11 protein-coding genes are annotated in these 14,357 nt (G+C 41.2%); 5 read left to right on the forward strand and 6 right to left on the reverse strand.

Annotation, left to right across the window (positions count from 1 at the left end):
* Window positions 1-1,114 precede the first annotated feature (1,114 nt).
* The 4 genes from IEX80_RS23835 to porD all read left to right on the forward strand — a co-directional run bounded on the left by IEX80_RS23835 (window position 1,115) and on the right by porD (window position 4,619).
* The gene (locus tag IEX80_RS23835) at window positions 1,115-2,041 is read left to right on the forward strand and encodes an outer membrane protein assembly factor BamD (protein ID WP_090529732.1); all 927 of its coding nucleotides are present in this window, start codon (window positions 1,115-1,117) and stop codon (window positions 2,039-2,041) included.
* A gap of 31 nt (window positions 2,042-2,072) precedes the next feature.
* Window positions 2,073-2,405, forward strand: a complete 333-nt coding sequence (locus IEX80_RS23840) for a DNA-directed RNA polymerase subunit omega (RefSeq protein WP_090529735.1) — start codon at window positions 2,073-2,075, stop codon at window positions 2,403-2,405.
* Between the two features lie 121 nt (window positions 2,406-2,526).
* A complete protein-coding gene (gene coaBC / locus IEX80_RS23845; protein WP_090529738.1) occupies window positions 2,527-3,729 on the forward strand; it encodes a bifunctional phosphopantothenoylcysteine decarboxylase/phosphopantothenate--cysteine ligase CoaBC in 1,203 nt (400 codons plus the stop codon).
* Window positions 3,726-4,619: a type IX secretion system protein PorD gene (gene porD / locus IEX80_RS23850; RefSeq protein ID WP_090529741.1), complete on the forward strand. Its 894-nt coding sequence runs from the start codon at window positions 3,726-3,728 to the stop codon at window positions 4,617-4,619. Before coaBC ends, porD begins: the two co-directional genes overlap by 4 nt.
* Window positions 4,620-4,961: 342 nt before the next feature.
* Here porD and IEX80_RS23855 read toward each other — a convergent pair whose 3' ends face one another.
* Together IEX80_RS23855 and IEX80_RS23860 are read right to left on the reverse strand one after the other, a co-directional pair.
* Complete coding sequence (locus IEX80_RS23855; protein WP_188834381.1) at window positions 4,962-5,489, reverse strand: adenine phosphoribosyltransferase; 528 nt, start codon at window positions 5,487-5,489, stop codon at window positions 4,962-4,964.
* Window positions 5,486-6,355, reverse strand: a complete 870-nt coding sequence (locus IEX80_RS23860; protein WP_188834382.1) for a ComEA family DNA-binding protein — start codon at window positions 6,353-6,355, stop codon at window positions 5,486-5,488. The genes IEX80_RS23855 and IEX80_RS23860 overlap by 4 nt, the downstream gene beginning before the upstream one ends.
* Before the next feature lie 77 nt (window positions 6,356-6,432).
* On the opposite strand from IEX80_RS23860, the gene IEX80_RS23865 reads away from it, so the two are divergent.
* Window positions 6,433-8,187, forward strand: a complete 1,755-nt coding sequence (locus IEX80_RS23865; RefSeq protein WP_188834383.1) for a bifunctional lysophospholipid acyltransferase family protein/GNAT family N-acetyltransferase — start codon at window positions 6,433-6,435, stop codon at window positions 8,185-8,187.
* Between the two features lie 185 nt (window positions 8,188-8,372).
* On the opposite strand, the gene IEX80_RS23870 is transcribed toward IEX80_RS23865, so the two are convergent.
* The 4 genes from IEX80_RS23870 to IEX80_RS23885 all read right to left on the reverse strand — a co-directional run bounded on the left by IEX80_RS23870 (window position 8,373) and on the right by IEX80_RS23885 (window position 14,337).
* Window positions 8,373-9,263: a hypothetical protein gene (locus IEX80_RS23870; RefSeq protein ID WP_188834384.1), complete on the reverse strand. Its 891-nt coding sequence runs from the start codon at window positions 9,261-9,263 to the stop codon at window positions 8,373-8,375.
* 39 nt (window positions 9,264-9,302) lie between these two features.
* Complete coding sequence (locus IEX80_RS23875; RefSeq protein WP_188834385.1) at window positions 9,303-10,001, reverse strand: hypothetical protein; 699 nt, start codon at window positions 9,999-10,001, stop codon at window positions 9,303-9,305.
* A 150-nt stretch (window positions 10,002-10,151) separates the two neighbouring features.
* Complete coding sequence (locus IEX80_RS23880; protein ID WP_176625013.1) at window positions 10,152-13,481, reverse strand: TonB-dependent receptor; 3,330 nt, start codon at window positions 13,479-13,481, stop codon at window positions 10,152-10,154.
* Between the two features lie 310 nt (window positions 13,482-13,791).
* Entirely contained in the window at window positions 13,792-14,337 is a 546-nt protein-coding gene (locus IEX80_RS23885; protein WP_188834386.1) for an Mpo1-like protein, read from the reverse strand.
* Between the last annotated feature and the right edge of the window lie 20 nt (window positions 14,338-14,357).

The raw sequence follows: 14,357 nt of genomic DNA on the forward strand, positions 1-14,357 counted from the left end.
TTTTCAATCTTTTTTTCCTTTACTTTTCTATCCTTTTAATGTACTAACCCGCTAACTCACTTCCTCGTTTGCGGGCTGCAAAGGTAGCCACTTTTACGCCTTCTCCAAATTATTTCTACCTATTTTCTCCTATCTTCCTCTAACTCCCTATTTTTCAATAAGAAAAAGTTTAAAACTCTCGTTTAAAAACTTTCCTACGCTCTTTATTTCTACTCCTACCCGCTTCCAAACTATCGTTTACCATTTGTTTATACTATATATAATAAGCCACTCCGAGCCAAAAACAACTCTAATAGGTATACCCTATCTTTCTATTATTACATAGTGCAACGCTTTTATACTAATAATACACGCTCAAACTATGGATACACTGACATTGGAGCTCCATTACTATATATACATTATTAGTTTGGGTTAGACGGGAAGTAAATATTAACGAAAGCGCGTTACTAACGTAGTATCCACGTTATGGATTGAAGCGGATACCAGCCTGTGAGCGTAATGCCTGCAGGTGTATGAGCGGATAGCACGGCCAAAGGCAAAGCCCAAATCTTATTTAATAGTAAAGCTGAAATCAAGCAACATTCACTACCACCAGCATGATGCTTAACCAAACTGCAGTTGTGTGCCGCCGGCGCACCAAAATATTTTTTTCGCTGCAAACCTTTTGCACCTCTGGTGCAGCCGGCCGATTCTTTAATTTATATACTTTTATTTTCTGTTATTTACTAAAGCTGGCCGTATCACCATCCAATGTCATTATCAAATTACTTAGAGAGATTTATAAGTAAAACCTTTTGTTCTGTATATGGCTTGGTGTCGCCATTTAATATTATTGAAACACGAAGCATTCGCAATCAATCTCACTGAATACATCATTAACATCGCCCAGACCATATAGCTTTCCGCTTAATGAAACTTTCAAAAACCGACCTTCATCATATAAGAAACAACCATTTTAATCCTATTAGTTTAGCAAGTACACCACATCAAAACCCGCAATAGTTAAAAGATGTTAAATACGCTTTATATATAGGCATCGAGCCAAAGCGTCGTTATATATTAGCAGCTAAATAAAAATTGATTGATTTATATTATTAACTATCTTTGCAGAATGTTTAAAAAGCAACTAACGTTATTAGCCAGTGTTTTAGCTATCGTAATTATTACGCTTGGCAGTTGTAAAAGCAAATACGAAAAGTTAAAAGCCAGTAACGATTACGCTAAAAAATACCAGGAAGCTATTAAGTACTATAATAAAAAGGACTATAACAAAGCTTTAGGTTTATTTGAGGTATTGGTGGAGCGATACCGTGGCCGTGAAGGGGCAGAAGACCTCTTTTATTACTACGCGTTTACGTATTACAAACAAAAAGATTATACATCGGCAAGATATCATTTTAAAACGTTCGCCGATACCTATCCTTCAAGCCCAAGGGCTGAGGAATGCCGCTTTTTCTCTGCTTATTGCTACTACCTTGATTCGCCGATATATTCGCTTGACCAGGACAATACGTTAAAAGCTATCGACGCTTTGCAGTTGTTTATTAACCTTTATCCCAAAAGCGACCGTGTAGCCGAGGCCAGCAAGCTGATCCAGAACCTGCGTGACAAACTGGAAACCAAAGCTTATGCCAACGCCAAACTTTATTTAACCATCAGCGATTATCAATCGGCAGTAATTGCGTTCAACAATGCACTGCGCGACTATCCTGATACCAAATATGGCGAAGAAATGGAATACCTTATTGTTAAAGCGCAATATCAGTATGCTTATCATAGCTTTGAAACCAAACAGGAAGACCGTTTTAACCAGGCTATAGCTTATGCCGACCAGTTTGCCGAAAAATATCCGAACAGTAAATACCTGCACGAAACTCAGGCATATGTAAAAGACAGCCAGCAGGGCATAAAACAGGCGCAGCGTTTAATTGCCGAAGCAATGAGCAATGAAAAAACCGCTAAGAAACTTTTAAAGAAAGATACTGTAACAACAACATCGCCATCTGAAAAAAATCAGCCGCAAAAAATACCATATTAATTAAGATATATTAAAGAGTTTAAATTAAGATATGACAGCTAACAACAGTAATAAACCAGCAGCAGCCAGCAGCACTGTAACCCGCGATTTACGCGAGCTGGATACCAAAACAGAGAACATCTATGAGTCGCTTGTGATTATGTCAAAAAGGGCAAACCAGATCTCAAACAACATTAAAGAAGAGCTTCACCAGAAACTTTCTGAATTTGCATCATCAAATGATAACCTTGAAGAAGTGTTTGAGAACCGTGAGCAAATTGAAATTTCAAAATACTACGAAAAATTGCCTAAACCGTCATTAGTTGCCGTTCAGGAATTTTTAGATGGTAAAGTATACTACCGTAACCCAACTAAAGAAGTTTAGTCTCCCGGCTCCTAAAAAAGCAGCTTCGGAAATTTATTTATATCGTGAAAAACTCCCCTATCGGGAGTTTTTTCTATTTTAGCCTATATTTATCCTTTCGCCTATTGGCGGATCTGAGCTTATGCTTAAAGACAAAAACATTGTTTTAGGAGTTTGCGGCAGTATTGCAGCCTACAAATCGGCACTGCTGGTTAGGCTGCTGGTTAAAGCAGGCGCTAACGTTAAAGTGGTGATGACTGCCGATGCCGCCAACTTTATTACACCGCTTACACTCTCAACGCTTTCAAAAAACCCGGCGCTGGTTGATTATTTTAAGGCTGATACCGGCGAATGGAACAACCATGTTGAACTTGGGCTTTGGGCTGATATGATGGTTATTGCCCCCGCCACGGCCAACACCCTTGCTAAAATGGCTAACGGCCTTTGCGATAACCTGCTTAGCGCGGTATATCTTTCGGCCAAGTGCCCTGTTTATTTTGCTCCGGCTATGGACCTGGATATGTGGCTGCACCCGGCGACCCGCCAAAACGTAAGCAGGCTGCAATCATTTGATAACATCATGATTCCGCCCGGTAACGGCGAACTTGCCAGCGGTTTGCATGGTGAAGGCCGGATGGCCGAACCTGAAGAAATTGTTGCTTTCCTGGAAGCTGAATCAAAAAAAAAACTCCGTTTAGCCGGTCATAAAATACTAGTAACCGCCGGGCCAACTTATGAAGCTATAGACCCTGTACGGTTTATCGGCAACCATTCGTCGGGCAAAATGGGGTTTGCTATCGCAGATGAACTGGCCTTGATGGGGGCCGAAGTTACTTTAGTGACCGGTCCTACTGCGCAAATCAGCAAGCAGCAAAATATAAAACGGGTTAATGTTATTTCGGCGGCACAAATGTTAGAGGCCTGCTTAACCGCTTATGGCGATGCGAAGGCTTGCATTATGAGCGCTGCCGTTGCCGATTATACCCCGGCTGATGTTGCCACTCAAAAGATCAAGAAAAGAGACGACGATCTCCGCATAGAATTGAAGAAAACCACTGATATATTAAAAACTCTTGGCGAGGCTAAGCGCGAAGGACAAATATTGGTTGGTTTTGCTTTGGAAACCAACGATGAGGAAATGAACGCGATAACCAAGCTGCAAAAGAAAAATCTCGACTTTATTGTACTAAATTCGCTCAATGACGCGGGTGCCGGTTTTGCAGGCGATACCAATAAAATAACCATTATTGATCGTGAGCTTAAGAAAACTACTTTCGACCTGAAAAGCAAGGAAGCGGTAGCCCGCGATATTTGCAATAGAGTTGCCCAACTGATAAACGGATGAAAAAATTGCTGCTTTGTACTTTGCTGATGTTTCTTTGCTGCCGAACTGTAGCCCAGGACCTGAATGCACGTATACAAGTGTTATCGCCCAAGATACAGGTTGCGAATAAGCGCGTTTTTCAAACGTTGGAAACTGCCATGAAGGATTTCCTGAACGGCCGCAAATGGAGTGCTGATCCAATTTTGCCGCAGGAGAGAATAGATTGCAATTTTGTGCTGAACATTACCAACTGGGATGGCAGCAGTAATTTTACCGGCGAACTGCAGGTACAATCATCCCGGCCGGTTTATGGCACATCATACACCTCCACCCTGTTAAATCTTAATGATAAAGATATTAGCTTTAGTTATACCGAGGGTCAGACCATTGACTATACCGATCAAAATTTTCAGGGAAATTTAAGTTCGATCATGGCTTTTTACGCCAACATTATTATCGGCCTTGATTATGACACGTTTTCAAAGTTTGGAGGCACGCCATATTTTTTAGCTGCACAGACCATCGTAACCAATGCGCAAACATCATCATACGGTGGTTGGAAAGCCTTTGATGGCAATGTAAACCGCTACTGGTTATCCGAAAACCTGAATAATAAACTATATAATCCGCTGCGCAGCTTTTTGTATGATTATCACCGCAACGGCCTCGATCTGATGGCCGATAATGTGAGCAAAGGTCGCAAAGCTATTGATGCCCTGCTACCTTTACTACAGCAAATAGACCGGCAACGTGTGGGCGCGATGCTTCCGCTTATATTTTACACAGCAAAAAGTGATGAACTGGTTTCCATTTATAGCAAGGCCGATAACCAGGAACGGTTAACCGCCATGAACCTATTTTTAAAGCTCGACCCTGCGAATGGGAATAAATATCAAACGTTGCAGAAATAATCCTTACTGTTAGTTTGAAAACAAATAAGAAGTTGAGGAACGGCAAAGTAATCCCTACTTACAAGAGCAGGCTTTTTAGTTTGGCTTATTGATAATTACAATTTGTAAGTCGCTGATTATTGAGCGTGTTATTTCGATTAACTTTATAACATGGGCGTTGCCTGCGGCCCGGGCTTTCCGTTGCAAGTCCTCCCGTTCCCATTGCAAAAGCCTCCGCACACTGCGGGCTTTTCACTGCAATCTAACGCGCCCCCGCACAGGCCCGCAACTGTAAGCAGGACAATCGTTGTCCATGCCCTCCGACAAAGAATCAACAAAATGGATACCCCATTTTGTTACGGCTTAATAATCCGCCAGCACTATCAGCTTATCACAAATAGGCGTAATCCTTTCTTTACCATTCAAAAAACCAAGCCCCACTACAAAGGAAAAACCGGCAACTATACCGCCCATTTCCCTGATAAGCTCGCTGGCCGCAGTTACTGTACCACCGGTAGCCAGCAAATCGTCATGAAGTAATATATGTTGACCGGGTTCAAAGGCATCGGTATGCAGCTCGATGGTGGCGGTGCCGTACTCCAGCTTATAAGCTTTTTGTTTTATAGTGAAAGGCAGCTTACCTGCTTTGCGCACGGGTACAAACGGCACCCCTAATTTGGTTGCAAGCGTAAGCCCAAACAAGAAGCCCCTGCTTTCGATACCGGCCACCGCATCAATCCGGGTTCCCTGCAATTGTTCAACAAAAGCATCGATGATGCTTTCGCATAATCCCGGGTCTTTCAGTATGGGCGTGATATCTTTAAAAACAATTCCCGGTTTCGGGAAATCGGGAATATCCCTTATGGCTGCTTTAATTTGCTGGGCTATCATTTGAAAACTAAATAAGGCCCAATTTTACGCAAAATTCCGTCATTAAGTATTGCAATATTTTTCAGGTCGTTCAGGGCACTATAGTTACCGTGCTCATCGCGATAAGCTACAATAGCATCCATTTGTTTGTAGCTGAGATAGGGGAAGCGCTTAAGTTCATTAAAGGTAGCCGTATTGATGTTCACCTTAATGATATGTTTGCCATCAACCGCAATACCGGTTTCAATCTGGCCGTACTTTTCCTTATCAATGCCATAAACCTCCTTCAACTGTTCTTTATTGTAAAACCCGCCTATCCGCTCCCGGTAATGGACAATACGCCGGGCAAATGCGGGGCCTATTCCCCTGATCATGGTAAGCCTCGCTGAATCAGCCGTGTTGATCTCTATCACTTCGCCTGGTTTGGCTTTATTTGTGTGATAAGCAGGGCCATCGGGCAGGTTAATATACGGCTCAAGGCGTTTGTACGCCGCCGGGCTGATGCTGTACATTTTTTTTACATCGCCTTTAGTTAAAAACCTCCCGCCCTTTTCTTCATAATGCTTAATTACCTGTGCCTGGTGCTCAGTAAGACCAAGTTTTACCCAACCTGCAAGGGGTAAGTTATTGGGATTAAATTGAAAGAGTGTAGCAGAACGGACATTGCGATTACCCGCAAAAACTTCATCCTTTGCCGGGAGATCGCCCGTTTTATCGGAATCGGTTATCGCTTTATTAAAAGCCTTAAAATTTATTATATTATCTTTGTGGTTTGCCTGAAACATATAGGGGGCCAGCAAAACTATTGCAATTAAAATAATCAACACTACCATTCCGTTCCACTCTTTTTTTGTGACAGACAGGTAGTTTTTAATTTGCGGCCTCATTTATGATATGTTCCAGGCGTTAAATTAAATAAAAATTTAGGATATTTATTTGTTAAAACATACTGCTATAAAAAACAATGAAAGTTATAACCACCGAAGAGTTTGCCAAAGCCACCAAACTGGATAAGTTGAAAATGCCGGGCCTGGCCGCTTTATTGATGGAGCTAATGAAAATAAACCAGGTTAATGACCTGTTTGCCCAGGCACAGCCCAAGCAAGGCCCCGACTTTGTTGATGCCATATTAGAAGGTTGTGGTATTGATGTTGAGTTTGATGAGCGTGAGCTCCGCAACATACCTAAAGACGGAGCCTTTATAGCTATTGCCAATCACCCTTACGGAGGTATTGAGGGTATGGTGTTATTAAAAATCCTGTGCATGGCCCGCCCCGATTCAAAGCTGATGGCCAACTTCCTGCTTAAAAAAATCCCCAACCTTGCCGACTATTTTATAGCGGTAAACCCTTTTGAAAATGTTGAACATTCATCAAGCATAAGCGGCCTAAAAAACACCCTTGAGCTGTTAAACCAAGGCACCCCGATAGGTATTTTCCCGGCCGGCGAGGTATCAACCTTTAAGGTAGAACAAAAACAGGTGACCGACCGTATGTGGCACCCGGTTGTAGGTAAGATCATTGCCAAAGCCAAAGTCCCGGTGGTGCCTATTTATTTCCACGGCAATAATGGCCTGTTATTTAACTTTCTTAGCTTGCTGCACCCTACCCTGCGTACGGCAAAATTACCGTCAGAGTTATTTAACAAACATGGGCATACTATTAAGCTGCGCATTGGGAAACCCATTAATGTGACCGATATCCCCGACTATACCAACAGTGCCAAACTGCTCAACTTTTTACGCGCCCGTACCTATGCTTTAGGCACAGGTTTGGAAGAGGAAAAAAAGATCTTCAACCCGCGAAACCTGTTTAAAATTAAACGCGAAGCCGAAGAGGTTTCTCCTGAAATAGATAGCGCCATTCTTGAGAAAGAAATTGAACCGCTGCGCGAAACCTATAAAGTTTGGACTGAGAAGAACTACGAGGTGTTCATCGTTCCGACGTCAACCATCCCTAATGTGATACGGGAAATAGGCAGGCTACGCGAGATCACTTTCCGCGAGGTTGGTGAAGGTACAAACAAAGCTATCGACCTTGATGAATATGATATTTATTATCATCACCTGTTCATCTGGGATTTTGAAGCCAAACGGATTGTAGGCGCTTACCGCATTGGTTTGGGCGACGAGATATTTTACAGCGTAGGCAAAAAGGGCTTTTACGTAAATGAGCTGTTTAAACTTAAAACCCAGTTTATACCAGTGTTACGCCGCAGCCTTGAACTGGGCCGCTCATGGATCCGCAAAGAATACCAGACTAAACCGCTTCCGCTGTTTTTACTTTGGAAAGGCATCCTTAAATTCCTGATAGATAACCCCAGGTACCGCTACCTGATAGGCCCGGTAAGTATCAGTAACTCCTTTTCTAAGTTTTCCAAATCGCTTATTGTCGATTATATTAACCGCAACCACTTTGACCATGAAATGGCGCAGTATGTTAAACCACGCAAAAAATTCAAGGTTGATTTTGCCAAAATTGATACCGACCTGCTTATGGCCGGTGAAGACAGCTTTAAAGGTCTCGACAACCTGATATCGGAAGTAGAAACCCGCAATATGAAAGTACCTGTACTGCTCCGTCAATACATTGCCCTTAACGCTAAGATCATCAGCTTCAACATCGACCCTAAATTTGCCGACTGCCTTGACGGTTTCCTGGTACTCGATCTTGAAAAAGTACCGCAGGATATACTGGATAAGCTTGGTAAAAACTTGTAGTAGCCAAATTTACATCAAACCTATTAATGCCGTTTCAGATTTTGCAGCGGCATTTTTTGTGTTCCAGTGGTAATGCGAGTTATCTGAGGCAACCAAACTGCCATCCCAGTTTACTGTTTACAGGCTAAAGATGTCTTCAGGTAACGAAAAACGAGGGCGCAAAAATAATCCGCATCCTCGTTTCTTTATTTCCAATCGAGATACTGTACCCCATCGTAATCAGCAAGGATTTTATTGTTATCAGGTACGTCATCTTTCAGATAAGTAGCCACTATTTGATGCTTATCCTGATCGTTATCAATACCCCAAAGCAGATACTGCACCTTACTATTATAAACAGGTGTACTATACCGTGAGCTGGTAGCGCCCATTTTTACAGTAGAATAAGCACTTAGCCCATCAAACAAATAAACTTTGTCCAGATCATCAGTTCCGGAATGAAGCTCTCTGAAACCAAGCATCATATCATTACCGTTGGCGGCGAAATTGATATATGCCATCGGGAAATCGTTATTATCGTCTTTAAATATCTTCATTGTACCGCCGTTGGCGGGCTTAATCACAACTTCATATTGGTCAAGCGCCGAAAAGTTGTACTTTTTCAATATATAAGCAAAATCACCTTTATCAGAAATCGCTGCCGATATAAAATCATAGTATCCACCCTCGTAGGTTATGGAAGGCACCTTTAAAGCCGGGCCATAAAAAACTATATCTTCGCCATTTACTATGTATAATGTTTTATCATCTACACTCCAATCAAAATTTCGCACGTCCTTATAATTCGTCAGTGCAGTTATAACCTTACCTGTCCGGTCGATTATTTCTATTACACTTCCGCTGCTTAAGTATGCGAATTTGGTATGATCATGTGAGCTTTTTACAAATTTTTTGCCCCCGCCCGAATTTGTTATGCGCAGCGCCTTACCCGGAAAATCAGCTACAAAATAAACTTCATTATTGTATATAAACGCAACGTTTTGCACCGCGGGGTGCCTCACGCTGTCTATTTGCTTGGCTTGGTCTACAGTAATGTAGGGATAAGGACCTTTTTGGCAGCTGTTAACTGCATACATTGCAAAAAAAACCAGTATATAATATATTTTTTTTAATACTTAAAACTTAAAGATTATGCCCGAACCAATTGTGAATGATGAATAAATCGTGCCCACCCTATCATTCCATCTTTTTTTTCCGGTAGTGGCAAATACGTTATAGGCCCCCTGCAAATTCAATTGAAGATCATCGCTGAGATCAATTGCAAGGCCCAGCTTTGGAGCGATATAGATCTCCTGCTCGCCGTCTATTACCGTTGTGGCGTCGCGCAAAGCATCAACCGAATGCAAGCTGAATTTTGTTATGTACAAACCAAAGTTAAAGCCTCCAAAACATTTAAAACCTTCGGCTACTTCAATATTATAGGCTCCCCCAATGTACCCCATGTAACTCCTGAAATCAGAATAAGTGATCGTTCCATAATCGTTATCCCCAACAGCATAATAAAAAACATCCTGCTTAGGCTTGTAGATGCGGTAACCAATACCAGCGGTGATGGTGAAATCATCTTCAAATTTGTAATAGTTTAAACCATAATTAATTGCCGGTTTATAAGTGTACTGCAAATTACCAACCGGGGCATCATAGGCTATATTAACACCGATGCCACTTGTCGGATCATCATAGTTATCCCTAAAAAAACGCTGTGCTTTTGCATCGCCGCAGCTAATTAACAAAAAAATAAAAGACATGAATACACCGCGACATACCGCCGCGGTAATAGAAAGCCGGGAATCCCCGCTAAGAATAATATACATTACGTTGTGATAAAGTTTGGTGCAAAGAAACAACATTTGCAACTAATTGCATTGCCGCAAATGAATATAATATTTAATAAAAAAAGCGCCCTGCCGGATACCGACAAGGCGCTTTGTAATTTTTTGCTATAACTGTATTTTGTTTTACAATTACCAGCTGTAGCGTACACCAAACTGCATTTGCCAGCGTGAAGCGAACAAATCAACAGAATATGGTATACCAGGGTTAGTGAAGTTGTAAGTTGGGTATGATGCAACATTACCGTTTTTAACAAAAGCAGGGCCGCCGGATGCTCCAGGCAGTTTGCTTACTGGTGTTAAACCAACACTTGCTGAAGAGTTGAATGTGTTTGCTGAGAAGTAATATTGTCCCCAGCTCTTATTCAATAAATTGGTAAGATTGATGATGTCATAAGTAAATGTGATCATCTGTTTGTGTTTACCATTACCAAATTTAAAGTCCTGAGTAAAGCGGAAATCTAATTGATTATTCCAAGGTGTAAAGGCAGCGTTACGTTCAGTGAATTTACCACGACGTGAGCTTAAATATTTATCAGCATCGATGTACGCATCGAAATTGGCTGCTTGTTGAGCAGCTGTTTCGACAACCTGACCTGAGCTAACTTTATCGGCCATTAATTTAATTGTTTCGCCTTTGTTTGGAATGTAAGCTAAGCTTAATTGCTGACCTGTTCCATCGATAGCGCTTGGATATGTATCCCAGGTGTATGGGTTACCGCTTTGCGCACTGAAGAAGAAAGTGAAATTGGCTGTATAATTATGACCGGCATCCCAATCATGCTTAAAGTTTACGTTTGATACGATGCGATGACGAATGTCAAAGTTTGAGTTGGCTAAACCTGGGCTATTAGGATTTAAAGCCTGGTTTAATTGCCAGTTTGATTCCATTGAGTTACGGATACCATTGGTAACATCTTTCGAGTGACCATAAGTATATGCAACCGAGAAGTTTAATGCATTTTGCGGATCAAACTGGGTAAATTTAGCAACCTGTGCAGTTGCGCTGTAACGATAACCTTCGCTGGTGTTTGATAACAAATAAGCGTTGGTGTATTTCGAATTTATTTTTTGATTGATAAATATCGGTTGCAAATGCTGAGTATCGTAAGGATAATAAGTTACACTATCCTTAGTATTTGTCTGCTGAAATTTCAAGTCATGGATAACTTTGGTATAAATACCTTCGGCAGTAAATTTCCATTGGTTATCAGTAGTATAATCAACAGCTAAACTGCTTCTCCATACCTGCGGCATTTTGAAATTGTTATCGATCATATCCACCTGTGTAGCACCAGCAGATGACGGATCAAAATTCTGGAAAGCGGCATTTTGATTTACATAACCTAAACCGCCGTTTGGAGAAGATTTTACAGGGTTTGTAAGAGGTGCCTGGGTTGATTTATCATAAGCACCATAAGTAGCACCGTTATTATAAAACGCGTAGCCAAACCATGCAAACGGGACACGACCGGTAAAGAAACCGCTACCACCGCGCAAAATAACGCTTTGATCGCCGTTGGCGTCATAGTTAAATGATACACGTGGGTTCCACTCTATATTACCCAGGTAATTTTGTTTGATGTCTTTAGGTTTGGTATACGTATATGTGGTACCATAGTTTGGATCAACCGGAGCATTAGTTGTTTTACTGCTCAAAGGTTGTTTATTTGGCACGTCAGCATAATCAGCACGTAAGGCTACAGTTAATTTGAAATTGTCAGTTAACTGGATCTCATCCTGACCATATAAGCTAAACAGGTTAACTTTAAATTTAGCAGATGGATTGTTTAAGATATAATCGCGTGTGTTATCTGTGTAATTATAGTTAACACGTACGCGCGATGGAGCGTTGGCAATAAAATCGTCAATTTTCTTATATGCAACACGACCATTCCAGGCGTTAACAAAATTATAAGTGATATTATAAAATTCGTTGTGCGTACCAAAAGTAAAGGTATGCTTGCCTTTTGTCCAGGTTAAGTTATCAGTAAACTCAGCTGTTTTTTGGTGCATATCAAAAATAGCGGCTTCACGATCTGTACCCATAAATATGGTTGTACCTGGCGTACGGCCGGTAATTTCGATCTGTGGTAATGAAGGATCTCTGTTAGGATCTCGGTAATCATGAACTGCAGAATAACCAAGAACCAAACTATTGCTCAAGTCACCGTTAAACCTTGATTTCAACTCTGCAACAGTTGAAGTTGAGTTGTTATGTGAAGTATAGTCAATACCACTGAAGCGGAAGTTTTGCTGATCACGCTCTAAGTTAGTAGCTTTTGAGCTGATGGTATTGTTACGGATAGTTAACTGGTTGTGATCATCGATATTCCAATCCAAACGGTTAAAGAATTTGTTCGAATTTGAGAAGATCGTAGTGTTGTTATAAGTACCAGGATCAATACCCTTTGGATGCGCGGCATCAGTAGTGTATTTTATGAATGCTTCTGTAAGCTTGTCGCCATCCTCTTTGCTAAGAATATTTGGAGATCCGTTTTTATCCAAACCACGGATAACAGGATCCTGCCTGCGGGCAATTTCTTCGTTAGTGAAGAAGAATAATTTGTTTTTAATGATAGGGAAACCTAAACGGATACCGGCCTGGTAATCATGAAAATCGTTAAGCTTTGATCCGTCGCCACCTAACGCAGCTTTGGCATTGTTAGCGCCAACCATGAATGAGCCACGACCATAACCATAAACAGCACCGCTAAAATCATTTGTACCGCTGCGGGTTACAGCATTGATACTACCGCCTAATACGTTACCGATTTTAATATCATAAGGGGCAACATACACCTGGATGTCCTGGATAGCATCAAGAGAAATAGGACTTGTACGGGTACTGCTGCCTACCTGGCCTGACGCATTGTTCTGACCACCTAATGATGGGCTGAAACCGATCGCGTCGTTATTGATAGCACCGTCAAGTGTTACGTTGTTATAACGGTAGTTGGTACCCTGGAATGAGTTATTGTTACTTTGAGGGGTATTCCTGGTTAAATCCTGCAAGCTGCGGTTAATTGAGGGAGCAGTACGGATTTGGTTTTGACCAATGCGGGTACTTGCACCTGTTTTAGCCGGACCAGCAGATGCTTTTACTTTAACTTCCTGCAGGGTTGTAGTTGCATCCTGCAATACAAAGTTTAAAGTAGCATTACCTAACTGAAGGGTAAGATCGCTTTTTTCGTCTTTTTTATAACCGATAAAAGTAGCGGTTACCGTGTAAGGGCCACCCGGGTTAATGTTATTAACCGAGAAACGGCCCTCGCCGTTGGTTTGTGCACCATACCTGGTACCTGTGCTGGTATTAAGTACAGTAATGGTTACACCCGGAAGAGTGGTACCTTTTTGATCTGTAACTTTACCGGTAAGTACCGAGGTGGTGATCTGAGCGTTTGCAACGCCCCCAACCCCAATAATTATTAGTGTTAAAATAATAAAGTAGAGCTTTTTCATTTGTGAATTTTTATTGCACAAAATTGCCCTACCAATGTTAATTCTACATTAACATCAGATTATTATATTAACAACTACTTAATGATTTCTTCTTTACCTGACACAGACACCCGAAAGCCAATCGAAAAATACTGATTATCAACAAAATACCAAATCAAATGCGCCGAATTATTAAGTTTTTATTTATCCACTATCGGAGATAAATTACACAATTATGTTCGTCACAGCTAAAAAATGTCCCTATTATATAGTATTTAAAGGGCAACGGTAATGAGCATTTTAACAAATACTTAATACGTAAATACTAAAATCAACTTTTGATTCTCAATTTATTAAGCAATTGGTTCAGCAAGTATGCGGGCGCTACGGCTAATGATTTAATGTTGAGTCCGTTTGCTGCAAACTGCGACTCACGGCTATTGCCGATAAGTAACGCGCTTGCAGAAGGAATAAACGCAGAAACACATAATAGCCACATAATGGGCCCTCCCGCTTGCTGCCACGCTACAAGTTCCATTATACCGTAACTAAACCCTAATAAAATAAATAAGATGAAGTAAGATATAATTGGCGATAGCTTTAAATAGAAGTAGATGGCAATAGCTATAACAAAGGAAGCCCAGTTAAAATAGCCATTGTAGACTCCTAAAAAGCCTAAATGAGGAAAAGGAATAGCCCAGATCAACCCAAAGAGACTAAATGCCAATGTTGGGATACAGACATAGTGTATGATTTTGTTAACCCTATCCTGGTGAGCTTCTTCATATTCCCTGAAATAACGATCAACAGGGCGTTCATCAATATTTGCAGTAGTTTTAACTGCTGCCTTCTGTTTGGTATTTGCTTTTGCTGCCACGTTGTAAAAATAAAAAACCC

The sequence above is a fragment of the Mucilaginibacter rubeus genome (assembly GCF_014643835.1).
In the GTDB taxonomy this organism is placed as follows: Bacteria; Bacteroidota; Bacteroidia; order Sphingobacteriales; family Sphingobacteriaceae; genus Mucilaginibacter; species Mucilaginibacter rubeus.

What these genes read in the sequence shown, in the direction of transcription:
- IEX80_RS23835 (WP_090529732.1), top strand. Translation starts at nt 1,115, where the DNA reads ATGTTTAAAAAGCAACTAACGTTATTAGCCAGTGTTTTAGCTATCGTA.
- IEX80_RS23840 (WP_090529735.1), top strand. Translation starts at nt 2,073, where the DNA reads ATGACAGCTAACAACAGTAATAAACCAGCAGCAGCCAGCAGCACTGTA.
- coaBC (WP_090529738.1), top strand. Translation starts at nt 2,527, where the DNA reads ATGCTTAAAGACAAAAACATTGTTTTAGGAGTTTGCGGCAGTATTGCA.
- porD (WP_090529741.1), top strand. Translation starts at nt 3,726, where the DNA reads ATGAAAAAATTGCTGCTTTGTACTTTGCTGATGTTTCTTTGCTGCCGA.
- IEX80_RS23855 (WP_188834381.1), bottom strand. Translation starts at nt 5,489, where the DNA reads ATGATAGCCCAGCAAATTAAAGCAGCCATAAGGGATATTCCCGATTTC.
- IEX80_RS23860 (WP_188834382.1), bottom strand. Translation starts at nt 6,355, where the DNA reads ATGAGGCCGCAAATTAAAAACTACCTGTCTGTCACAAAAAAAGAGTGG.
- IEX80_RS23865 (WP_188834383.1), top strand. Translation starts at nt 6,433, where the DNA reads ATGAAAGTTATAACCACCGAAGAGTTTGCCAAAGCCACCAAACTGGAT.
- IEX80_RS23870 (WP_188834384.1), bottom strand. Translation starts at nt 9,263, where the DNA reads ATGTATGCAGTTAACAGCTGCCAAAAAGGTCCTTATCCCTACATTACT.
- IEX80_RS23875 (WP_188834385.1), bottom strand. Translation starts at nt 10,001, where the DNA reads ATGTATATTATTCTTAGCGGGGATTCCCGGCTTTCTATTACCGCGGCG.
- IEX80_RS23880 (WP_176625013.1), bottom strand. Translation starts at nt 13,481, where the DNA reads ATGAAAAAGCTCTACTTTATTATTTTAACACTAATAATTATTGGGGTT.